Origin of the sequence: uncultured Sneathiella sp. (assembly GCF_963973085.1) — a bacterium.
GTDB lineage: Bacteria > Pseudomonadota > Alphaproteobacteria > Sneathiellales > Sneathiellaceae > Sneathiella.
Map to the genome: position 1 here is coordinate 527,804 of NZ_CAXAXA010000002.1, position 21,923 is coordinate 549,726.

The window sequence follows — 21,923 nt, forward strand, 5'->3', positions numbered from 1 at the left end:
CTGCTCTATACTGCCCGGGACACCGCTTTCGTCTCGGTAAACAGAGACACGATCTCCCGTAAATGCTCAACCTCAATAATCTTCACCGTCCCGCCCTTGACCTTGCTGCCCGCCGGAATGATGGCGGTGGTAAAGCCGAGCTTTGCCGCCTCCTTCAGCCGGGCATCGGTCTGGCCGACGGGGCGTACCTCGCCCGAAAGCCCGATCTCGCCAAAGAAAAGGCTGCCCGGCGGCACCGGAATATCGGACGCCGAGGAGATGAGCGCCGCCGCCACCGCAAGGTCTGCCGCCGGTTCCTGCACCCGAAGGCCGCCCGCGACATTCAAATACACCTCGCTGCCGGAAAAGGAAAGCTCGCAGCGCGTGTCCAGCACGGCCAGCAGCATGGCCAGGCGGCTTGCGTCCCAGCCGACCACGGCGCGGCGCGGCGTGGCCTGCGGTGTCGGGGCGACCAGCCCCTGAATCTCGACGAGCAGCGGACGGCTCCCCTCCATTCCGGCAAAGACCGAGGCGCCGCTGATCGTCTTGTCCGGGCTTGAGATAAACAGCGACGACGGGTTCTCCACCTGTTGCAGGCCGCGGTCCGACATCTCGAAGACGCCGATTTCGTCGGTCGCACCGAAGCGGTTCTTGACCGCGCGAAGGATACGGAACTGATGGCCGCGGTCGCCTTCGAAATAGAGCACGGTATCGACCATATGTTCCAGCACCCGGGGCCCGGCGATCTGCCCGTCCTTGGTGACATGGCCGACGAGAATGACGCTGAGACCGGTTTTGCGGGCGAGGCGGATCAGCTCCTGCGCCGAGGCCCTGACTTGCGCGACGCTGCCGGGCGCGCTCGGCAGGTTGTCGGCAAAGACGGTCTGGATCGAATCGATAACCAGCAGCTTCGGCGTTTCCGTCTTCTCGACGCTGGTGATGATGTCGCGGATGGAATTGGCGGAGGCCAGCTGCACCGGCGCATCGGCAAGGCCGAGACGTTGCGCCCGCATGGAGATTTGCTGGGTCGCTTCCTCCCCCGAGATGTAAATACAAGAGGAGCCCGCGAGCGCCATTTTTGCGACCGCCTGCAACAGCAGCGTCGATTTGCCGATGCCCGGATCGCCGCCGATGAGGATGGAGGAGCCGGGCACGAACCCGCCGCCCAGCACCCGGTCGAGCTCGCCAATCTGGCTGGTGGTTCGCTTGTATTCAGAGATATCCGCATTGAGCGCGGTGAAGGCGACGCTACGGCCTTTGCCGCTGGTCAGGCCGCTTGGCACCGCCACATCGCCGGTGCTTTCCAGCAGGCTGTTCCACTCGCCGCAGGAATCGCAGCGCCCTTGCCATTTCCGGTAGGTGTCGCCGCAGCTCTGGCAGGTGAATTGTTCGCTGGGTCGCGCCATTCAGCTTTCCGTCTAATCTGTTTCGGCTCGTGCCGTAAAAAGTCTCAAAAAGGGCAAATAGCCCAAAAATATCAAGGTTTTAAAATATCCAGTTTGATCGGGCCATCGACATCGCCATTGACGAACTGCGTCACATAAGGATCGCCGCAGGTCTCGATGCTATCGGCCGGGCCCGCCCAGACCACGCTCCCCTTATAAAGCAGCGCGATACGGTCTGCAATTTTTTGCGCGCTCTCCATGTCATGGGAGATGGTCAGCGTGGTTGCGCCGAGGTCCCGGGTGCAGTCGCGGATCAGATTGTCGATGACGTCGCCCATGATCGGATCGAGACCGGTTGTTGGCTCGTCGAAGAAGATAATCTCCGGGTCCGCCGCGATGGCGCGGGCGAGGCCAACCCGCTTCTGCATGCCGATGGAAAGCTCCGCCGGGGTCTTGTCCGCGAGCTCGGGACCGAGGCCGACGAGGGAGAGCTTCTCAATCGCGATTTCCTTCGCCTCTTTCCGTCCCATGCCATGGGCCTGCATCAGGCCGAAGCTGACATTCTCCCAGATGGTGAGGCTGTCGAACAGGGCGGCATACTGGAACAGCATCCCGGTTTTCAGCAGGATTTTTTCGCGCATCTGGGTGGACTGGTTGGTGATTTCTTCGCCGTCGATGAAAATCTGGCCGCTGTCGGGTTTCAACAGGCCGAGGATGCATTTCAGCATGACCGACTTGCCGGTGCCGGACCCGCCGATGACCACCAGCGATTCCCCGTCCGCAATGGAAAGGTTGAGGTTATCCAGAACAACCTTCTTGCCAAAGGCCTTGCAGACGTTCCTCAGCTCGATTTTCGGCGTGTCGCTCATGATCTCATTCGATGAGCAGGACGGTGAGGAAATAGTCGCTGATCAGGATCAGCACGAAGGAGGAGACGACCGCGTTCGTTGTCGCCTTGCCGACCCCTTGAGCGCCGCCGGTCGAATGGAAGCCATGGTAGCAGCCCATAAGCGAAACGATGAAGCCGAAGACGCCGGCCTTGATCAGGCCGGAGACCACGTCGCTGATCTCCAGAAACTCGAAGGTGTTGTTGAGATAGTTGCTGGCGTTGAAGCCGAGCTTCTCTGTCGCCACCAGGAAGCCGCCCGAGACACCGATGATATCGCCGATCAGTACCAGGAAGGGCAGGGTCACCAGACCGGCGATCAGCCGCGGCGCCACCAGATACTTGAACGGGTTGGTGGAGAGGGTGACAAGCGCGTCAATCTGCTCGGTCACCCGCATGGTGCCGATCTCGGCGGCGATGGCGGCGCCGACGCGCCCGGCGATCATCAGGCCGGAGAGCACCGGCGCAAGTTCACGGGTGAGGCCGATAACGACGATGGTGGCGACCGCGCTCTCGGCGTTGAAGCGCGACGAGCCGACATAGATCTGCAGCGCCAGCACCATACCGGTAAAGAGTGCCGTCATACCGACAACCGGCAGGGAGTAATAGCCGATATCCATCATCTGCTTGCCGATCAGGCGGAGATAGAAGGGCGGGGTCACGCAATGGCGCAGGCCCTTGGCGGTAAAGACCGTGATCCGGCCGACGGCGGCCATGAAGGAGAGGAAAACGCGCCCGATGGTGGCAAGAAAGTTCTTTTCCATGATGTCAGCCCGCGCCTTCCAGATACTCACGATAATAGCGGTTCCCGAGCGCGGTGAGAATCTCGTAGGGAATCGTCTCCGCATGGGCCGCCACATCATCAAGCGGCACCGCGCCGCCGATCAGGTCGACAAAACCGCCGGGCTGGCAGTCCTCCTTGGCAACCCTGCTGACATCGATGGTAATCATATCCATGGAAACGCGCCCTATAACCGGTACTTTAACGTCATTCACTGCACATTCTGCCTTGTTGCCAAGGGCGCGGAAATAGCCGTCCGCATAGCCAACAGAAACGGTGGCGATCCGGCTCGATTTCTCGGTTCGGAAAGTCGCACCATAGCCAACGCCAATTTCGCTGTCAACGTCCTGAACCTGCAGGATTCGCCCCTGCAAATGCACAACCTCGGCCATCGGGTTGGGCCTGCCGGGTTCCGGGTTGCCGCCAAAGAGCGCGATGCCCGGGCGTACCATGTCAAGATGATAGTCGCGCCCTAAAAAAACCCCGGAGGAATTGGCGAGTGATAATGGCGCCTCCTTCAGCGGGGCGGGCAGCAGGTCGCGGAAATATTTCAGTTTTTCGAGCTGTTCCCGGTTGAGCGGATGCGCGGGCATATCGGCGCAGGAAAGATGGCTCATCAGGAACTCGATATGGAGATTGCCGAGAAGGTCCGGTTCCGCCGCGAGTGCCTTTATCTCCGCCTCCAGCATCCCGAGCCGGGTGATCCCGGTATCCAGATGCAGCAGAGCCGGAAGCGTCTTACCTGTTTCCCTGGCGAAGGCAGCCCAGCGGCGAACGTCATGGAGCGAGTTGAGCACCGGGTCGAGCTGATGTTCGAGATAGATTTCTTCGGTCTCTGGCAGCAGCCCGGCGAGGATATGGATTTTCGCGTCCGGTAGAAGCCGGCGGAGCGCAATCCCTTCCGCCGGCAGTGCGACGAAGAAACGGCGGCATCCGGCGGCATAGAGGGCGGGGCCGACCCGCTCGATCCCGAGGCCATAGCCATCCGCCTTGACCGAGGCCGCGCATTCAGCGGGGGCGGCCTTGTCCCTCAGCAACCGGTAATTCTCCTGCAAGGCCCCGAGATTGATCGTCAGATGCGCCCCGGCCAGTTTCCGCTCCATACTCACCGAACCTCCTAATGATGTTCCGGCAGGTAGTCTTCGGAAATATAGTTGCCAAAGCGGGTAAACTCCGGCTTGAAATGCAGCTTGATGATGCCGATCGGTCCGTGGCGCTGTTTGCCGATGATCACCTCGGCGAGGTTATGCAGCCGCGACATGCGGTCTTGCCAGTCCGCATGTTCAGGCGTCCCCTCGGTCGGGGCTTTGCGTTCCTCGTAATAGGCTTCGCGATAGACGAACATGACGACGTCGGCGTCCTGCTCGATGGAGCCGGATTCGCGCAAATCCGAAAGCTGCGGCCGCTTGTCATCACGGTTCTCTACCTGTCTGGACAACTGCGACAGGGCGATGACGGGGATGTCGAGTTCCTTGGCGACGGCTTTAAGCCCCTGGGTCACCTCGGAGATTTCCTGGACCCGGTTATCCTGACGCCGACCGGAGCCCTTCATGAGCTGCAGATAGTCGACGACGATAAGGCCGAGGCCATGGCTGCGCTTGAGCCGTCGCGCCCGGGTCCTGAGCGCGGCGATGGAGAGCGCCGGGGTATCGTCGATATAGAGCGGCAACTCGGAGATGAGCGCGCTCTGCGGCACTAGCTTGTTGGCGAATTCATCGTCGGTCAGGTCACCGCGGCGGAGTTTTTCGGAACTGATCTCGGTCGCCTCGGCGAGGACACGGCCGACCAGTTGCTCGGCGGACATTTCTAGCGAGAAGAAACCGACCACCGCGCCTTCCTTGCCGCCGCTGGCATGATGGGCCTTGGCGGCATTATAGGCGATATTGGTGGCAAGCGAGGTCTTGCCCATGGAAGGACGTCCGGCAAGGATCAGCAGATCCGACTTGTGCAGGCCACCAAGCTTGCCGTCCATGTCCTTCAGTCCCGTGGTCACGCCGACAAGGTTGCCATCGCGCTGGAACGCCTCCTCAATCGATTTGAGGGTGTCATCGACGGCCATGCGCACCGGCATCAGCGCGCCTTCATGGGATCCGTTCTCGGCGAGGGAGAAGAGTTTCTGCTCGGCATTCTCGATCTGCGACTGCGACGTTTCCTCCAGTTCCGAATCATAGGCGATATTGACGATTTCCTCCCCGAGGAGGATCAGCTCCCGCCGCATGGCGAGGTCATAAATCAGCCGCCCGTAATTCTCCGCATTGATAATGGTGGTGGCGGAGGCGGCGAGACGGGCGAGATACTGCGATCCGCCAATGTCGGCCAGCGCACTGTCGCGATCGAAATAGGATTTGAGCGTCACCGGGTCGGCGATTTCCCCGCGCTCGACCAGGGTGATGGCGGCCTGATAGATGCGGCGATGGACATCCTCGGCAAAATGCTCGGGCTTGAGGAAGTCGGAAACCTTCGCCGCCGCGTCGTTATTGACGAGGATGGCGCCGATCAGATCCTGCTCGGCTTCCACATTATGTGGCGCGGTGCGATAGCCGTGCCCGGCCGTCTCTCCGCCGTCGTCGCGGCCATCATTCAGTGTGAGCGTTTCCATGGGCAGATGTTAGCACAATTCAATCGAGAGGGTAGGCCTACTTCGAGAAAAACAAATCCACAGCCTGTGGATTGCGGGGATAAAAAAAACGGCGCCGTCATCGGGCGCCGCTTTTCCTCTTCCGTCCGGCGCGGATTACGCGTCGTCTTTTTTCTCTTCCGGCTCTGCGTCCAGCTCTGAGGGGTCGATCTCACCAGCGGCGACCTGCTCCAGTTCCTCGACATCCACATCGGCGGTGGATTCGAAGACATTGACGACAGCCTCGTCGCGCTCGTTAAGCCGTGCTTCGGCGACTTCCTCGACGCTCTCGCCGCGGGCCTGAATGGCCGCTTCCTCGTTCGAGCGGGCGATGTTGACCGTGACCGAGACAATGACCTCCGGATGCAGGCGCACCTTGATGTCATGCAGGCCAAGGGTTTTCAGCACCTTGTCGAGGATGATCTGCTTGCGTGAGACCGTGAAGCCGCCCGCGGTGATGGCTTTCGCGATATCCTGCGTGCTGACCGAGCCGTAAAGCTGCTTGGATTCGGACGCGGCGCGGATGACAGTGACGGCCTCCCCATCGAGCTTCTCGCCGACCTTCTCGGCTTCCTTCGCCTGTTTCAGGTTTTCCGCTTCCAGCTGGGCGCGCTGGGCCTCGAATATCGAAAGGTTTTCCTTGCTCGCCCGGAGCGCCTTGTTCTGCGGCAACAGGTAATTGCGGGCATAGCCGTTTTTCACTGTTACGACATCGCCCATTTGACCGAGTTTCTCAACCCGTTCCAGTAATACTACTTCCATCAGTCTTCCTCCAGCTTCGTGGTCACGGCAAAGCGGCGCCTGAACCCGATCCAATTTTCCATCAGTCCCAATATCGCAATCAGCAGGACCAGCCATAACGTCATAATCATCAATATATAGACCGCCCCCAAAATGAAGGGACGCCCGTTCCATCTGTGTGACACCACATGGATAACCGCCATTCCCTGCAGGAAGAACAGCGTCTCCAGCGTAATCACGACCGCCCCCAGCAGCGGCAGGCTGGCGTCGAGAATGACGCTCAGGGCCGTCGCCGCGATGAAGGCCAGCGCCAGCCAGTTCGGCAGCGCCATCTTCGTCAGTTCCGGTGTCGGCCGGATGTTCTTCTTGAAGCGGACCAGCAGCCCTTGCGCCAGGCAGCCGCTCATCAGGATGAACATCCCCCAGATCGGACCGAGGAACTGCGGCATCATGCTCACGAATTCCTCTCCGGTCACGGCCGGGGTGACACCTTGTATTTCCTGCATCTGCACCAGCATCTGGTCGAACGCCTCGACCATCCCCTGACGCAGCGCCTCGTCCCAATGGAGCAGCCCGATGGCCAGCCCCGTCAGTCCGATGCAGATACCCGCCCACCAGATCAACAGATTGTCGGCCGGGTACCAGTATCTTGTTCCGTCACTTTCCCGCCAGAGCAGCGCCTGCCGTACCAGAATGATCACCGGCAGGCCGGAAATCACCGCATAGGCAAGGGCGAAGCCCGTATCGATCGCAATCGCGGCGACCACCACACTTGTGCCGACCGAGATAGCGGCGCTCCTGACGCCAAATCCCAGGCCGGACACAAACAGCGGGATCAGTGACAAGATCCAGAAAGCCAGGGTCTGAAAGGCCGTCCCGAAAGAGGAGCCACCCACATTCCCCAAAATGGAGAGGGCGACAAGCGCGGTATTCAGGATACCTAACGCAACAGCTACAACCAGTTCCTTGACCATCGTCAATTCATTCCGGGGCCGGCAAAAACCGTCGCCCCCGGCTTTCTTATTTTACAAGAAACGGCAGCAGTGCGAGGTTTCTTGCACGTTTGATAGCCTTGGCCAGTTCGCGCTGTTTCTTCGCGGAAACGGCGGTGATCCGGCTTGGCATGATTTTGCCGCGCTCCGACACATAGCGCTGAAGCAGCTTGACATCCTTGTAGTCGATCTTCGGCGCGCCGTCCCCGGTGAACGGGCAGGTCTTGCGGCGACGGAAAAACGGGCGGCGTTGTGCATCGGCCATTATGCGTCCTCCTTCTCTTTGCTATCGTCTGCGGTGTCGTCATCGCGATTGGACGAGCTGCGGTTGTCGCTGTCGCCATCGTCGTCGTCGCGGTCACGGCGGCGCTCAGGGCGCGAGCTGCGGCTCTGCAACATGACGCTGTCGCCTTCTTCCAGCTCGTCCACCTTGATGGTCATGTGGCGCAGCACGTCTTCATTGAGGCGCAGGTTGCGTTCCATTTCCTTCATGGCGTCGGCCGGGGCGTCGATATTGAGAAGGACGTAATGTCCCTTGCGGTTTTTCTTGATCTTGTAGGCGAGATTGCGAAGGCCCCATTGTTCAACCTTGGCAACATTGCCGCCGCCGTTGGTGATGAAGGCGGATGCAGCTTCGGTCAGAGTTTCCACCTGCTGGCTGGAAATATCCTGACGTGCAATAATAACTGTCTCGTATAGAGGCATATATAAAGCTCCTTATGGCTCTTGAATGTCTGGCGTTACACGCGGTAACCGCCCAGACTTAGCCGACCTCCGTCGGCAAGGAGTATTGAGGCGGCGGACTATACAGATTTTAACGCTATATGCAAGTGGGCTTGACAGGAAATTTTGCTGCAATATGACTGTTCCCCTCAAGTCAACAGAATCGGACCCGATATATGATACGTGCATTTGTATTTCCCGGCCAGGGCAGCCAGGCCGTCGGCATGGGGCAGGAGCTGGCGCAGAGCCATGCCGTCGCCCGCGAAGTCTTTGAAGAGGTGGATGAGGCGCTGGGGCAGAATCTCTCCAAACTGATGTTTGAAGGCCCGATCGAGGAACTGACCCTGACCGAGAATGCCCAGCCCGCCCTGATGGCGGTCAGCCTGGCGGTGGTCCGTGTCCTCGAAAAGGACGGCAATATGGATCTGGCGAAAGTCGCGAAATTTGTCGGCGGCCATTCGCTTGGTGAATATTCCGCGCTCACGGCGGCGGGAGCGCTGGAAATCGCCGATGCGGCGCGGCTGTTGAAGGCGCGCGGGCAGGCGATGCAGCAGGCAGTGCCGGTTGGGATCGGCGCGATGGCGGCGCTGCTCGGCCTCGATATCGGCCCGGTCGAGGAAGTTGTCGCCGAAGCCGCAGAGAAATCCACCAATGGCGAGATCGTTGTCGCCGCCAATGACAACGCGGACGGGCAGGTCGTTCTCTCCGGTCACAAGGGAGCGGTCGAGGCCGCCATCGAGATTGCCACGGCGAAGGGCGCCAAAAAGGCGATGCTGCTCCCCGTGAGTGCCCCGTTCCATTGCCCGCTGATGCAGCCGGCCGCCGACGCCATGGCCGAACGGCTCGCCGAGGTGGTGATCGTGCCGCCACGGGTGCCGCTGATCGCTAATGTCACGGCGCGCGAGGTCAGCGACCCGGACACCATCCGCAAACTGCTGGTAGAGCAGGTAACGGGCCGTGTGCGCTGGCGCGAAAGTGTGCTCTATATGGGGGAGCAGGGGGTTGAGGAACTGGTCGAGATGGGCAGTGGCAAGGTGCTCTCCACCATGGTCCGCCGGATCAACCGCGAGATGACCGGCTCCGCTGTGCAGACGCCCGCCGATATCGAAGCCTTTCTGGCGAAACTCTAGACGATTGCAGAACGAGGGAAAAGATGTTTGAACTCACAGGAAAATGCGCGCTGGTGACCGGCGCGTCCGGCGGACTTGGTGCGGCAATTGCCCGCGGTTTGCACGAACGTGGTGCGACAGTCGCGATTTCCGGCACGCGCGAGGATGCCCTGAATGTCGTCGCCAACGAGCTGAAGGTCCGCGTCCATGTGCTGCCCTGCAACCTCTCCGACATGGAGGCGGTGGACCAGTTGATAAAGCAGGCCGAAGAAGCCATGGGCCAGGTTGATATTCTCGTCAATAACGCCGGTCTAACGCGGGACGGGCTTGCCATGCGGATGAAGGATGAGGACTGGGATACGGTTCTGGACGTCAATCTCAAGGCGGCGTTCAAGCTCTCGCGCAATGCCCTGCGCGGGATGATGAAACGGCGCTTCGGGCGGATTATCGGTATTACCTCCATCGTCGGGGTGACGGGCAATCCGGGCCAGATGAATTATGCCGCGTCGAAAGCGGGGATGATCGGCATGTCGAAATCGCTGGCGCAGGAAGTGGCGACGCGGGGCATCACTGTCAACTGCATCGCCCCCGGCTTTATCGAGACCGCGATGACCGACGCCCTGCCGGATGCCCAGCGGGAGGCACTGTTGGCATCAGTGCCAATTGGCACGCTTGGCCGGCCTGAGGATATTTCCGCCGCCGTGATCTATCTCGCCTCGGACGAGGCAGCCTATGTCACTGGCCAGACACTCCATGTAAATGGCGGCATGGCCATGATTTGATCCGTCCGCCGGGCTTGGGGAATCAAAAATTGCCCGGCCCGGTCAGGTTTCCTTTGCAAGATGATCAAAGTATGTTAGGAAACCGCACCAAAATGACCTCCGTTGGCGCTTGAATTTTTCGCACCTTGGGGGTAAGGAATGAGCATAGACTTTTTGAACTGTCGGATTATCTAAGGATACAGCTATGAGTGATATCGCAGGGCGCGTGAAAAAAATCGTCGTTGAACATCTCGGTGTAGATGAAGGCAAGGTAACAGACGAAGCGAGCTTCATTGACGATCTGGGCGCGGACAGCCTGGATACAGTTGAGCTTGTGATGGCTTTTGAAGAAGAATTCGGCATCGAGATTCCGGATGACGCAGCCGAGAAAATCCTGACGGTGAAAGACGCGATCACGCATATCGAAGCTGCCTGATCGACCGGGGCCCTGTGCCCCGATCTCTTTTTCTGCAATGTATATTGGGTGACGCATGCGACGAGTGGTGGTAACCGGGCTGGGACTTGTGACCCCGCTGGCGAACGGAGTGCAACCGACCTGGAAAAAGCTGATCAACGGCGAATCCGGGGCGGGGATGCTGACCAAGATCGATACGACGGACCTGCCGGTTCGTTATGGCTGTGAAGTGCCCATCGATCCGGACCAACCCGACTCCTTCATTGCTGATAACGTTCTCGAACCCAAGGAACAGCGTAAAGTCGACAGCTTCATCATTTTCGGCATCGCCGCCGCCGATGAAGCCATCAAGGACAGCGGATGGCAGCCCGAGACGGAAGAGGAATTCTGCCGTACTGGTGTTACCATCGGTTCCGGCATTGGCGGCCTTCCCTCGATCGAGGCGAATGCTATCACCCTGCATGAACGCGGACCGCGGCGCATCGGGCCGTTCTTTATTCCGGGCGCCCTGATCAATCTTGTATCCGGCCAGGTTTCCATCCGTCACGGCTATAAGGGCCCGAACCATGCGGTGGTCACGGCCTGTTCCACCGGCGCCCATGCGATTGGCGATGCGGCGCGGATGATCTCCGACGATGACGCGGATGTCATGGTTGCGGGCGGCGCGGAAGGGGCGATCTGTCGCCTCGGTATTTCCGGTTTTGCCTCCGCCAAGGCGCTCTCTCATTCCTATCATGACGCGCCGGAAACGGCCTCGCGTCCCTATGACAAGGGCCGCGACGGGTTCGTTATGGGCGAGGGCGCGGGCGTTGTCGTTTTGGAAGAATATGAACATGCCAAGAAGCGCGGCGCGAAAATCTACGCCGAGGTTCTGGGGTACGGCCTCTCCGGCGATGCCTATCACATCACCGCACCGTCTCCCGATGGTGGCGGTGGCTATCGCGCGATGCAGATGGCGTTGAAGAAATCCGGGCTCAATGCCGACGATATCGGCTATGTGAATGCTCATGGCACCTCGACCATGGCTGATTTCCTTGAGGTTGGCGCGGTTGAGCGGCTGTTTGGTTCCAGTGTCAAGAATGTCGCCATGTCCTCCACCAAGTCGGCTATTGGCCATCTGCTCGGTGCGGCCGGCGGGGTCGAGGCGATCTTCTCGATCCTCGCGATGAATGAGGGCATCCTGCCGCCGACGATCAATCTCCATGAACCGGCGGAAGACTGCGAGATCAACCTCGTGCCGCTCAAGGCGCAGGAAAAGAAGGTTGATGCGGTTCTGTCCAACTCCTTCGGGTTCGGCGGAACCAATGCCTGCCTTGTCATGAAGCGCGTCTGACCTTCGGGCCGGAGGCGGGGCCATGAAGAAAAAAGTCCTCATCGGCCTGACCGCCTTCTTTTTGCTTGGCGTGGTTGCGGCGGGCGGTGTTGCGGCGCTTGCCTGGTCCCTGTTTACCTCTCCCGGTCCGTTCGAAGGCGAGACAGTCTATATCCTCAAGAAAGGGACGGGCTTGCGCGCGCTGTCTGCGGATCTTGAGGAAAAAGGTATTATAAACAATGCCTACGTCTTCATTTTTGGTGTAAGACTTGAAGAAAAATCGGGTCAGTTGCAGGCCGGGGAATATCTCATACCCTATGCTATTTCGGGCCGGGACCTGATGAACCTCTTTGTCTCGGGCAAGGTGATCGAGCGGCTGATCACCATCCCCGAAGGCCTGCAAAGCCGCGAGATCAGGGCGCTGGTCGCCGCCGCGCCGGGGCTGGAGGGGGAGATCACCCGGCCGATGCCCGAAGGCGCCTTTTTACCGGAAAGCTATCAGTACCGCCTCGGCGATACCCGCGATGAACTGCTGGATCGCATGGCGACGGCGATGCAGGCGGCGATTGCCTCGATTACCGCCGCCCATCCCTTGCCGCCGGAAATAAAATCGGAGGAGGAGCTGGTTATCCTCGCCTCCATCATCGAGAAGGAAACGGCCATCGCGGCTGAGCGGCCGCGGGTCGCCGGGGTTTTCCTCAACCGCCTGCGCAAGGGGATGAAGCTGCAATCGGACCCGACGGTGGTCTATGGCATCACCGAAGGGTCCCGCGATCTCGGCCGGCTGCTCAGCCGCAAGGACCTCGCGACAGCCAATGACTACAATACCTATCAGATGACCGGCCTGCCCAAGGGCCCGATCGCCAATCCGGGGGTCGAAAGCCTGCAATCGGTGGTGCAGCCGGAGGAGACGGACTATCTCTATTTTGTCGCCGATGGCACCGGCGGCCATGCCTTTTCCCTCACGCTCGATGAGCATAACGCCAATGTCCGCAAATGGCGCAAGCTGAACAAAAAGCCCTGAAATTTCACGCCGTCCCCTGATTTGGCACAAAATCCGTTTCGCAAGCGTCCTTGCCATGGATAACAGGTAAAGGAGTGGCGAGACCCCCATGGCGGTGAGTACGGATACCATTCAGATGCTGCTCCGGCAGCGGCAGGAATTGCGCGAGGCGCTGCTTAAATTGCGCCAGGAGATCGAGACGCTGGATGCCTCGTCGCTCGATCTGGTGAACAGCAATATCAAGAACCCGCCCGCGTCGCAATCTATGGCCAAGGCCCCGGTGGAAGCCGCTTCTGCACCCGCACAGGCCGCCGCTCCGACAACGGCTGCGCCGGCAACAGCTCCCGAAACGCCTTCTGCAAAGGATCCTGCCCCGGCGCCTGTTCAAGCGTCCGAGCCAACTCCCGAGCCTACCCCTGCACCCACTCCCACGCCACCATCCGCGCCCGCCTCGCCGTCCGTGCAAGAGCCATCGCCGAAAGCTGCCGCTGCGCCGGAGGCGACACCTGTCGCTCCCCCTTCCGCTGCACCGGCGACAGCAGAGTCTGAAGCACCAGAGCGGCAGGAACCGATTCTCTCCGCCCCATCAAAACCGCCCGAACACACATCGGAGAAGACGCCGGAGAATGCACCCGGGAAATCCCAGGGGAAGACATCGGAAAAAGCGCCTGAAAATCCGCCCCATAAGGAGACGGCGAACAAGGATATCGAGGAAGCCTGGGACGAGGGCACGGCAGCGGAGGACGAGGCGTTCGGCGAGCTTCTGGACAGGGCGCGGATCCTCTCCAACTATTTCCTCGACCATCCGGCAGGCTCGACCCCGGCGGAGCTTGGCGCCCTCGACAGCGCGATCAGCATCAGCGAGAGAGCCAAAACCCCGGCGGAAAAGACCGCCTGCTATCACACCCTTCAGGCGGCCTACCGCAAGATTTCCGCGGCGAATTTTAAAACTCTCGGCCTGAACGGGAAAACATTGCATGACAGCCTTGTGGGCGCACCGCTGCTGTGGTCGATCCCGCTGTCGATCTCGCTGCTGATCTTCATACTGTTTCCGCTGCTGTTGCTGGCGCGGCATCTGGCGGGAGAGATGTTCGCCGATGAGTTCGCGAATGATCTCACCTGGTCCATCGGGCTGGTCGCCGCCTATCTCTGGGGCACCGTCGGGGCGCTCAGCCTGCTGACCCTGAATATCGCGGTAGAAGTGCGCAAGCGCCGTTATGATGAGGCGGTGCGTCTGTCGCCGGGCTTGCGCGGGGCGCTTGGCGGATTAACAGGGGCGCTGTTCTTCCTGGCGCTGGAGCCGTGGCTGCCGATGAATGGCGCGGCGGCAGACTTCGCCCTCGATCTTGCGGCGTTTCTCGGTGGCCTGCTCTCGACGGTGCTGTTCGCTGGATTGCAGCGGGTCATCAGCGCCATCACCGGCCGGTTGGAACCGGCAAAGCCCAGACCTTCCGCTGCGGCCAAAAAATAGCGCCGCGCGCTTGTGGCGGTGCGCCGAAGCGGATATACAGGGGCGGTAACGCATTCCCCGACCGAACCCCTTGCGCGAGAGGCGATTTTGACGATTAACAGTATGACGGGATTTGCCCGGGCAAGCGGCTCTTTCGACGGGATCGGCTGGCTCTGGGAAATGAAAAGTGTCAACGGGCGCGGGCTGGAAGTCCGTTGCCGCATCCCCACCGGCTTCGATCATCTCGAAGATCCGTTGCGCAAGCTTGTCAAGGCACGCTTCTCCCGCGGCAATGTCAATATCCATCTCCAGTTTGAAAATCGCGGCAGCGATATGGCCTATCAGGTGAACCGCGAATTCCTCGATGAACTGCTCACCCTTGCCAATCGCTATGTCGAGAGCGGGCAGGCCGACCGGCCGCGCATGGACGGCATGCTGGCGTTGCGGGGCGTGATCGAGCCCCGCGACGAGACAGCGGGAAGTGAGACGGATGGCGAGGGGCTGGCGGCGGCGCTGCTGGCCTCGGCCGGGGAACTGGTGGACAGCATGGCGGCGACGCGCCGCGAGGAGGGAGACGCGCTCGGTCCCGTCCTCGCCGCGCAGCTTGACGACATCAAGGCGCTCGTCGCCCGCGCAACCGAGATTGCGGCAAACTGGCCCGAGAAGATGCGGGCGAAAATCAAGGCGCAGATGGCGATGCTGCTGGAAAGCGGAGAACTGGACGAAGGCCGGCTGGAACAGGAGCTGGCGCTGCTCACCACCAAGGCGGATATCGCCGAGGAGCTGGACCGGCTGACCAGCCATATCGCCGCCACCCGCGAAATGCTGGACAGTGGGAAAGAGCCGGTCGGGCGGCGGCTCGACTTCATCTGCCAGGAGTTCAACCGCGAGGCCAACACCCTCTGTTCCAAGGCCAATGACAAGGAACTGACGCAAATCGGGCTGGACCTCAAGGTGCTGGTCGATAAGATGCGCGAGCAGGTTCAGAATATTGAGTAGGGGTTGAGGGAGTTGAGGATGACGGGGGACGACGACAAAGGGGCGATGACGCGACGGGGGCTGATGCTGGTGCTGTCCTCACCCTCGGGAGCGGGCAAGACGACCATCTCCCGCGCCCTGCTCAAGGAGGAGGACGAGCTGGTCATGTCGGTTTCCGCCACCACCCGCGCGCCGCGCCCCGGCGAGATTGACGGCAAGGATTACATCTTTGTCGAGCCGGTCGACTTCAACCTGATGATCAATCGCGACGAACTCTTGGAGCATGCCAAGGTATTCGGCAATTACTACGGCACGCCGCGCGGTCCGGTCGAGGATGCGCTGGCCGACGGGCAGGACATCCTGTTCGATATCGACTGGCAGGGCACGCAGCAGCTCGCCCAGAAGGCGCCGAACGATCTGGTCAGCGTGTTTATCCTGCCGCCGTCTACCGATGCGCTGGAACAACGCCTTAAAACCCGGGCGCTGGATCCGGCGGAAGTGATCGCGCAGCGTATGTCCAAGGCAGCGGAGGAAATCAGCCATTGGCGCGAATATGACTATGTGGTCGTCAATGACAATGTTGAACACTGCCTGGCGCAGGTAAAAGCTATCCTGAGAGCGGAACGGCTCCGCACCCATCGCCGCGCCGGCCTCATCGATTTCGTCAGTCGCCTGCGCGAGGGGTATTAGACGGTTTCCGCGTAGGTCCCGGGCGAGGCGGCAAAAGGATTTGAGAACCTCACCTGAAATTCGGGCTTGGCACGGGTGTGCTTGAGTGAGTTCTTTAAAGGGAAGTTGTTCCGTACTGTTCATCCATGCGCTGAAGGTCTGCTTCTTCGACTGTACGAGTTCTAAGAGCTTGTGCAAACCGCAGGAGATAGCCGTCAGGGTCAAGCACCATAAATTGCCGCCGTGTTTCCATGCAATCTGACTTCCAGTAATCTGTATCGTCAATATCCATGAACGGCCTGAAACCGGAGGAGTTGATGCGATCGTAGATCCCCTGCACGTCGTCAACCATGAACTGAAAATTCACTCCGCGTCCAAAGGGTTGTTCAATTGGTTTGGGATTCCAGGGTTCCCAGCTTCCATCAGGTTTCCAATGCGCCAACATGATCTGCCCCCCATCTAGAGACAAGTAAGCATGGGGATCGTTATTTCGTTGCTGTGCCACCTTGAACCCAATGGTTTTAACGTAAAATTCCATTGATTTCTGAAAATCCGAGCACCAAAGCTCAGGAACAAGCGTGTTAATTCTGAATGTCATAATGCCTCTCAGTCATCGTCATAGTTTTATGATAATTCCTCAACCTAACCGCAGGTCAAGGGATAATTCGACATGGCACAAATGGCAGATTTGTCCGCATCGTTGTTCCCACATCTGAACGATGAGGGCTGCTCAGGATCATAAGCAGACATTGCCCCGCCGCTTCGTCTCTTTCTGATTTTGCCAGTCGTTTGCGCGAAGGCTACTGATCGGCGTAGACGCGCGCCAGCGCACAGAATTCTTCTACCGTGAGCTCTTCCGCCCGGCGGGTCGGGGCGATGGCGGCTTTTTCCAGCATTTCCTCGGGCGGGGGGCCGAGCGGTTTCAGGCTTGCACGGAGCATCTTGCGGCGCTGGTTGAAGGCGGCGGCGACGACTTTCTCAAAGATGTCCGGATCGGCGGGAAAGAGCGGTGTTTCGCGCGGGATCAGGGTGACGACGGTGCTGGTCACCTTCGGCGGCGGGGTGAAGGCGCGGGGCGAGATATCGAACTCGCGCCGTGTCTCGCACAGCCACTGGCAGAGGATGCTGAGACGGCCATAGGATTTCGTGCGCGGGGTGGCGGTGAGGCGGTCGGCGACTTCCTTCTGGAACATCAGGGTGAGGGAAGAGAACCGCTCCCGCTGCCGCAGCCACTTTATCAGGAGCGGGGTCGCCACATTATAGGGCAGGTTGGCGATAATCTTGGCCTTGCCCTCGAAAAGCGCGGGTTCATCGATTTCCAGCGCATCGTCATTAACGACCTCCAGCCGACCGGGGTAGGCGGCGGCGATCTCGGCAAGGGCGGGCAGGCAGCGGGTATCCTTCTCGATGGCGATCAGGCGGCCCGCGCCCGCGCCCAGTATGGCGCGCGTCAGCCCGCCGGGGCCGGGGCCGATCTCGATCACCGTCTCGCCGTCAAGCCGTCCGGCGCAGCGCGCGATGCGGCCGGTGAGGTTGAGGTCGAGGAGGAAATTCTGGCCGAGCGATTTCTCCGCCCGGAGGCCATATTTCGCAATCACCTCCCGGAGCGGCGGCAGGTCGGGCGCGTCAGCCATGGGTCGCGTCCGCCATTTCGGCGGCCAGTTTAATCGCGGCGATCAGGCTCAACGGGCTGGCCAGTCCCTTGCCCGCGATATCTTCCGCCGTGCCGTGATCGGGGGAGGTGCGGATGATGGAGAGGCCAAGGGTGACATTGACCCCGCCGTCAAAATCGATGGTCTTGATCGGGATCAGGGCCTGGTCATGATACATGCAGATGGCGGCATCATAATTCTGGCGCGCCGCCGGGTGGAACAGGCTGTCGGCGGGGAACGGCCCACTGATTTTCATGCCGTCCGCCTGCAATTTCGCGATGACCGGGCGGATGACGGTTTCCTCCTCCCGCCCGATGGTGCCGTCTTCCCCGGCGTGGGGGTTGAGTCCGGCGACCACCAGCCGGGGGCTTGCTAGCCCGAAGCGGCGCGTGAGGTCGCGGTGGGTTGTCTCGATCACATGGCTGAGGCGGGCGGCATCGAGCGCCTCCGGCACTTTGGCGATGGGGATATGGACGGTGGCGGGCACGACCTTCAGAGCTGTGCAGGCGAGCATCATCACCGATTTGCCATCTTCCCCCGTCAGTGCCGCGAGATATTCGGTGTGGCCCGGATGGGTGAAGCCAGCCTCATACAGCCGCCGTTTGTGGATGGGGTTGGTAACGAGGGCGCTGGCGTCCCCGGACTGGCAAAGCTCGACACCGAGGCGGATTGCCTCGATTGTCTGCTCTGCCGGATCAAGGCCATCCTCCAGCGCGAGAAGGGGGAGGGCGCGGGCGAATATTTCGCGGCTAGCGGCGGGCTCCGGGATCACCTCAACGGGCACCTCCGGGAACAGGCGGTTGATCTGCGCGGTCACCTCATCCTTGCCGCCGATCAGGAAGAAGGGCGCGAGATGGTCGACTTCCCGCCGTTGCCAGGCCTTGGCGCTGATCTCGATCCCGATACCACTCGGATCGCCCATGGTCACGGCGAGAAGCGGCGCGGTTGTCATAGCCGGGTTTCAATGGTCGCCGCGGTATGGATGTCCTGCATATAGCCGCGCGCGCGGTTTTCCGCCCGGCGCAGCAGGATTTCGCGCCGGATCGTCTCCGGATCGTTGCTGCGGGCTTGTGGATCATTGCGCTCGCAGACAACGAAAATGCGGTAGACGTCCTCATCGAAATAGGGCGTGCTGACATCTCCGACGTCCATATCGCGCAAGATTTCCTTGATATGGTCGGGCATGTCGCCAAGGCGGATCCGGCCGATCTTCCCGCTGAGCGGACTGTTGAGCTCTGTCAGTATCTCGGGAAGCTTCTCGCAGCCATCGATGAAATTGCTGACAGTGGTGGCGAGCTTTTCTTGCGCTTCCGGTCCGGCATTCGCCGCGCCTTCCGCCGCTTCGGGCACGACAATCTGGGTGATATCGAGGGAAATGTCGTCAGGATTATTCTCCAGGATAGTTCGCGTCGCCTTCACGGTGACGATGTAGAAACCGGCGCCGGAGCGGAGCGGATCGGAGATGCGGTTGGTGCCGAGATCTGGGAGAATCTCGGCGATTTCAGGTTCCACATCCTCTTCCAGTACCCAGCCGATAGAGCCTCCAGATGCGGCCGTGGCGCCCTGGCTGAACTGGGAGGCTGCCCGCTCGAACGAGGCGCCGGAGCGCAGCTGGGAGACGAGATTGGCGATGCTGTCGCGTACCTGTGTCTCCGGTGCACTGGGCTCGATCGGCAGGTAAATCTCGCTCAGCAGATATTCCGTCTTGCCCTTGTTCGCCTCCATTGCCTGACGGACAGCCTCGACCTCCTCGTCGGAAATGGTAATCCGCGGCATGATCCGTGCCTCGATCAGGCGGTTCCAGATCAGGTTGGCCCGCACCTGTGCCGTCATCGTTTCAATGTCGATATTGTTCTGGCGCAGCATCCGGTCCATCTGCCCCGGCTGCATGCCGTTCGTTTCCTCAAGATAGGCGATGGCGTTCAGCACTTCCTCGTCGCTGACGGTGATGTTGTAGCGCGCGGCCTCCTGCATTTTCAACCGGTCATCAATCAGCCGCGCCACCGTCGGGTCGACGAGCTGCTGACGGGTTTGCTGCGTATCGGGAAAACCCGAGAGAATGATAGTGAGCTTGATTCGCTGGTTCAGGTCATAGCCGGAAATAACTTCGTCATTGACGACGGCGACAATTTTCTGGACATCCTGTGCCGCCGCAGTCGACAGGACAAGCAAGGCCGCAAGGCCGGCAAGCAGTGTGTTTCTTATCGTTCGACAGATCAGCATTGTCATTAATCTTTACGTGTTTACTCTCTTAATCAGCCATTTAGGGCAGACGGGCGGCAGGATAACCCGCAGCGCGCCTAATTGAAAGGCAGCAGCCTGATCCGGACGCCGAAGCGGGTTTCCGGCTCTACATCGCGGTCGCGGGTGAAAGACCGTTTCGCCTCCAGCGCGATGCCGAAACATTCATCCAGATATTCCAGGCCGATCCTGCCGTCAATCGAATTACCGCCGTTCACGAGATTACGCCGGTAGCTGCCATAGGCGCTCCAGAACTCCGCAAGCTTGACCTTGCCCGCGACGTAAATTTCCTCCCGCCTTTCCTGGGAAATCCCGTTCGGGTCGTCCCGCAGATAGACATAGCCCAGATCAAACCAGTTTTCCACCGTCCCCAGTTTCATGCTGATCTCGTTGCGGGCTAGGTAGAGGCTGTCATGATCGAGCCGGACGCGATTAACAAACTGCAGATAGTCGGCGGGACGGATTTCCAGGCGGGCCACATAGTCGGAGAAGCGATCCTCAAGGCCGGTGCCGTCCTCAAAGCCAGTGTCCTTGTCAAAATGATAGCTCTGGCCGAACAGCAGGGTCGAGTAGCCGCCGGAGGCTCCGTAAACGCCGACGTTCATGCCGTAGTTCAGCCGGGCACCGGTCTCTACCTCGTCAAGGCCCGCATAGCGATTGGATCCGAACAGGTTGGTGTCGTCAAATTCGAAGCTCAGGCTGTCTTCATTAGGCGTGCCGTTGTCGCCAATGACATCGGACCAGACAGCCTCGGCAATCGGCTCGACCACCTGGCGGATGGAACCGGACTGGCGGACGAAGGGGTATTGCCACTTGACCGAGATGGATGGGACAAGTCGACCGGTAAAGCTGTCATTGGCGGTGGCGCTGGATGGATCGGCCGGATCGGCCAGTTCGTCATGGGTATAGTAAAGATCGCCGCGCAGCGATGTATCCAGCGTGATCACCTGGCCGTTGGCGGTAGTGTAGGGATTCAGATAGCCACCTTCCAGTGAGAGGCGGTTGGTGTCCTGCCCGTCGGTCCGGTAGATAGCCAGCACATCCGCATTGGCATCGAAGCGGCCGCCATAGGAATTCGCCTCCCCGACATAGGAATAGTCCCACCAGGCCGGAACGATGGGCGTTTCGCCCGACACGTCTGCTGCGGTCAGCCCCTGAAAGCTGTAGGCGCTGAGCAGCGACAAGTTCCGGCCGCGCTGACCCTGCAGATAGGCGGTCGAGGTAAGGGTGTCGGCATCGCTGATATCGTATTTTTTCAGATAGGTATCATGGGTGGTGCGGAAAATGTCATAACCCCAAACCCAGGTTTCATCGAGGCGGAATTGACCGTCACCACGGATATGGCCCTGGAATTCCTGGCCGCCGGTCTCGACATTGTTGTTATCGACCTTGTCCACATAGGTGAGGGAACCGTCAAACTGGAACGACCCACTCTCCACTGCCTGGCGGTATTCCCCCGCCATCTGCACGCCTTCCTTTGAGGTAATGGTCGGCGTGATGGTCATGTCCTTGTCTTCGTCGATGACATAGTAATAGGGCACCTTGACACCGTACCCGATGGTCGAGGAACTGAAGATGCTCGGCGCCAGAAAGCCACTCTGGCGGTCAACGGTTGGATCGGGATGCGAGAAATAGGGCGTATAGATCAGCGGGACGCCGAAAAACTCCAGAAAGGCATTGCGGTATGTAATCGTCTTTTCCTGCCGGTCGTGAATGACCTGGTCCGCCTTGGCCTGCCAGATCGGTGCGCGCTCCGGATCCTCCTTGCAGGGTTCACAGCTTGTAAAGACAGCCTTGTTCATGACAGTGCGGTTCTCGTCCTCGCGGATGGCGTCATGGGCGGCAAGGCGGGAATTATCGGTGAACAGGATCTTGAGGTCGCGGATCGCGCCGGTTTTCAGTTCGTTCTCAAGTTCCATATTGTCGGCAAAAACGACATCGCCGCTTGGCTCCAGCAAGGCGATATTCCCCTCCGCCCGGACAGTATCTGCCGCCACGTCATAGATGATGCGGTCGGCCTTCAGCACCCGGTCGCCCTGAACAATCTCGACATTGCCCCGGGCTTCCACGAGCTGCGCTTCATTGTCATAGATAACCTCATCAGCGCTCAGCAGGGCCTCTTTCGACAGGTCAAGCTCCGATGACTCCGCCTCCGCTGCCTGCACCGGCCAAAGCGGCGCATTCAGCGCCAGCAGGGCGCCTAAACCAAGGTAAATCGCCCTCTTCATC

At 60.2% G+C, this 21,923-nt stretch carries 22 protein-coding genes; 8 read left to right on the forward strand and 14 right to left on the reverse strand.

Features of this window, described 5'->3' with window-relative positions; translation table 11 throughout:
• Positions 1 to 5 precede the first annotated feature (5 nt).
• The 9 genes from radA to rpsF all read right to left on the reverse strand — a co-directional run bounded on the left by radA (position 6) and on the right by rpsF (position 8,086).
• On the reverse strand, positions 6 to 1,385 hold the full coding sequence (gene radA / locus AACZ19_RS06800) for a DNA repair protein RadA (protein WP_339632301.1): 1,380 nt from the start codon (positions 1,383 to 1,385) through the stop codon (positions 6 to 8).
• Positions 1,386 to 1,456: 71 nt separating this feature from the next.
• Positions 1,457 to 2,233 (reverse strand): ATP-binding cassette domain-containing protein, encoded by a 777-nt coding sequence (locus tag AACZ19_RS06805; RefSeq protein WP_339632303.1) that lies wholly within the window; start codon positions 2,231 to 2,233, stop codon positions 1,457 to 1,459.
• Positions 2,234 to 2,237: 4 nt separating this feature from the next.
• Positions 2,238 to 3,044, reverse strand: a complete 807-nt coding sequence (locus AACZ19_RS06810) for an ABC transporter permease (protein WP_339632305.1) — start codon at positions 3,042 to 3,044, stop codon at positions 2,238 to 2,240.
• Positions 3,019 to 4,134, reverse strand: a complete 1,116-nt coding sequence (alr, locus tag AACZ19_RS06815; RefSeq protein WP_339632732.1) for an alanine racemase — start codon at positions 4,132 to 4,134, stop codon at positions 3,019 to 3,021. Before alr ends, AACZ19_RS06810 begins: the two co-directional genes overlap by 26 nt.
• 14 nt (positions 4,135 to 4,148) lie before the next feature.
• Positions 4,149 to 5,630, reverse strand: coding sequence for a replicative DNA helicase (locus tag AACZ19_RS06820; protein WP_339632307.1), 1,482 nt, complete (start codon positions 5,628 to 5,630; stop codon positions 4,149 to 4,151).
• Between the two features lie 135 nt (positions 5,631 to 5,765).
• Positions 5,766 to 6,410, reverse strand: a complete 645-nt coding sequence (rplI, locus tag AACZ19_RS06825; protein ID WP_339632309.1) for a 50S ribosomal protein L9 — start codon at positions 6,408 to 6,410, stop codon at positions 5,766 to 5,768.
• Complete coding sequence (locus AACZ19_RS06830; protein WP_339632311.1) at positions 6,410 to 7,363, reverse strand: DUF2232 domain-containing protein; 954 nt, start codon at positions 7,361 to 7,363, stop codon at positions 6,410 to 6,412. The genes rplI and AACZ19_RS06830 overlap by 1 nt, the downstream gene beginning before the upstream one ends.
• Before the next feature lie 46 nt (positions 7,364 to 7,409).
• Complete coding sequence (gene rpsR / locus AACZ19_RS06835; RefSeq protein WP_339632313.1) at positions 7,410 to 7,646, reverse strand: 30S ribosomal protein S18; 237 nt, start codon at positions 7,644 to 7,646, stop codon at positions 7,410 to 7,412.
• The gene (gene rpsF / locus AACZ19_RS06840; RefSeq protein ID WP_339632315.1) at positions 7,646 to 8,086 is read right to left on the reverse strand and encodes a 30S ribosomal protein S6; all 441 of its coding nucleotides are present in this window, start codon (positions 8,084 to 8,086) and stop codon (positions 7,646 to 7,648) included. The genes rpsR and rpsF overlap by 1 nt, the downstream gene beginning before the upstream one ends.
• A gap of 194 nt (positions 8,087 to 8,280) precedes the next feature.
• On the opposite strand from rpsF, the gene fabD reads away from it, so the two are divergent.
• From fabD to gmk, 8 genes are all read left to right on the forward strand, one after another.
• Positions 8,281 to 9,234, forward strand: coding sequence for an ACP S-malonyltransferase (gene fabD / locus AACZ19_RS06845; RefSeq protein WP_339632317.1), 954 nt, complete (start codon positions 8,281 to 8,283; stop codon positions 9,232 to 9,234).
• Between the two features lie 23 nt (positions 9,235 to 9,257).
• Positions 9,258 to 9,995, forward strand: a complete 738-nt coding sequence (fabG, locus tag AACZ19_RS06850) for a 3-oxoacyl-ACP reductase FabG (RefSeq protein ID WP_339632318.1) — start codon at positions 9,258 to 9,260, stop codon at positions 9,993 to 9,995.
• A 184-nt stretch (positions 9,996 to 10,179) separates the two neighbouring features.
• Positions 10,180 to 10,410, forward strand: a complete 231-nt coding sequence (locus tag AACZ19_RS06855) for an acyl carrier protein (protein WP_161315501.1) — start codon at positions 10,180 to 10,182, stop codon at positions 10,408 to 10,410.
• Positions 10,411 to 10,465: 55 nt separating this feature from the next.
• Entirely contained in the window at positions 10,466 to 11,722 is a 1,257-nt protein-coding gene (gene fabF, locus AACZ19_RS06860) for a beta-ketoacyl-ACP synthase II (protein WP_339632320.1), read from the forward strand.
• A gap of 22 nt (positions 11,723 to 11,744) precedes the next feature.
• Entirely contained in the window at positions 11,745 to 12,725 is a 981-nt protein-coding gene (mltG, locus tag AACZ19_RS06865) for an endolytic transglycosylase MltG (protein WP_339632321.1), read from the forward strand.
• A gap of 88 nt (positions 12,726 to 12,813) precedes the next feature.
• On the forward strand, positions 12,814 to 14,175 hold the full coding sequence (locus AACZ19_RS06870) for a hypothetical protein (RefSeq protein WP_339632323.1): 1,362 nt from the start codon (positions 12,814 to 12,816) through the stop codon (positions 14,173 to 14,175).
• 87 nt (positions 14,176 to 14,262) lie between these two features.
• Positions 14,263 to 15,153, forward strand: a complete 891-nt coding sequence (locus AACZ19_RS06875; protein WP_339632325.1) for a YicC/YloC family endoribonuclease — start codon at positions 14,263 to 14,265, stop codon at positions 15,151 to 15,153.
• 18 nt (positions 15,154 to 15,171) lie between these two features.
• Positions 15,172 to 15,822: a guanylate kinase gene (gene gmk, locus AACZ19_RS06880; protein ID WP_339632327.1), complete on the forward strand. Its 651-nt coding sequence runs from the start codon at positions 15,172 to 15,174 to the stop codon at positions 15,820 to 15,822.
• A 94-nt stretch (positions 15,823 to 15,916) separates the two neighbouring features.
• On the opposite strand, the gene AACZ19_RS06885 is transcribed toward gmk, so the two are convergent.
• From AACZ19_RS06885 to lptD, 5 genes are all read right to left on the reverse strand, one after another.
• On the reverse strand, positions 15,917 to 16,399 hold the full coding sequence (locus AACZ19_RS06885; RefSeq protein ID WP_339632329.1) for a VOC family protein: 483 nt from the start codon (positions 16,397 to 16,399) through the stop codon (positions 15,917 to 15,919).
• A gap of 202 nt (positions 16,400 to 16,601) precedes the next feature.
• On the reverse strand, positions 16,602 to 17,435 hold the full coding sequence (rsmA, locus tag AACZ19_RS06890; RefSeq protein WP_339632330.1) for a 16S rRNA (adenine(1518)-N(6)/adenine(1519)-N(6))-dimethyltransferase RsmA: 834 nt from the start codon (positions 17,433 to 17,435) through the stop codon (positions 16,602 to 16,604).
• Entirely contained in the window at positions 17,428 to 18,405 is a 978-nt protein-coding gene (gene pdxA, locus AACZ19_RS06895) for a 4-hydroxythreonine-4-phosphate dehydrogenase PdxA (protein WP_339632332.1), read from the reverse strand. The genes rsmA and pdxA overlap by 8 nt, the downstream gene beginning before the upstream one ends.
• Positions 18,402 to 19,676 carry a peptidylprolyl isomerase gene (locus AACZ19_RS06900; RefSeq protein ID WP_339632334.1) on the reverse strand — a complete coding sequence of 425 codons (1,275 nt, stop codon included), beginning with the start codon at positions 19,674 to 19,676 and terminating at the stop codon, positions 18,402 to 18,404. Before AACZ19_RS06900 ends, pdxA begins: the two co-directional genes overlap by 4 nt.
• A gap of 77 nt (positions 19,677 to 19,753) precedes the next feature.
• Complete coding sequence (gene lptD, locus AACZ19_RS06905) at positions 19,754 to 21,922, reverse strand: LPS assembly protein LptD (RefSeq protein ID WP_339632336.1); 2,169 nt, start codon at positions 21,920 to 21,922, stop codon at positions 19,754 to 19,756.
• Between the last annotated feature and the right edge of the window lies 1 nt (position 21,923).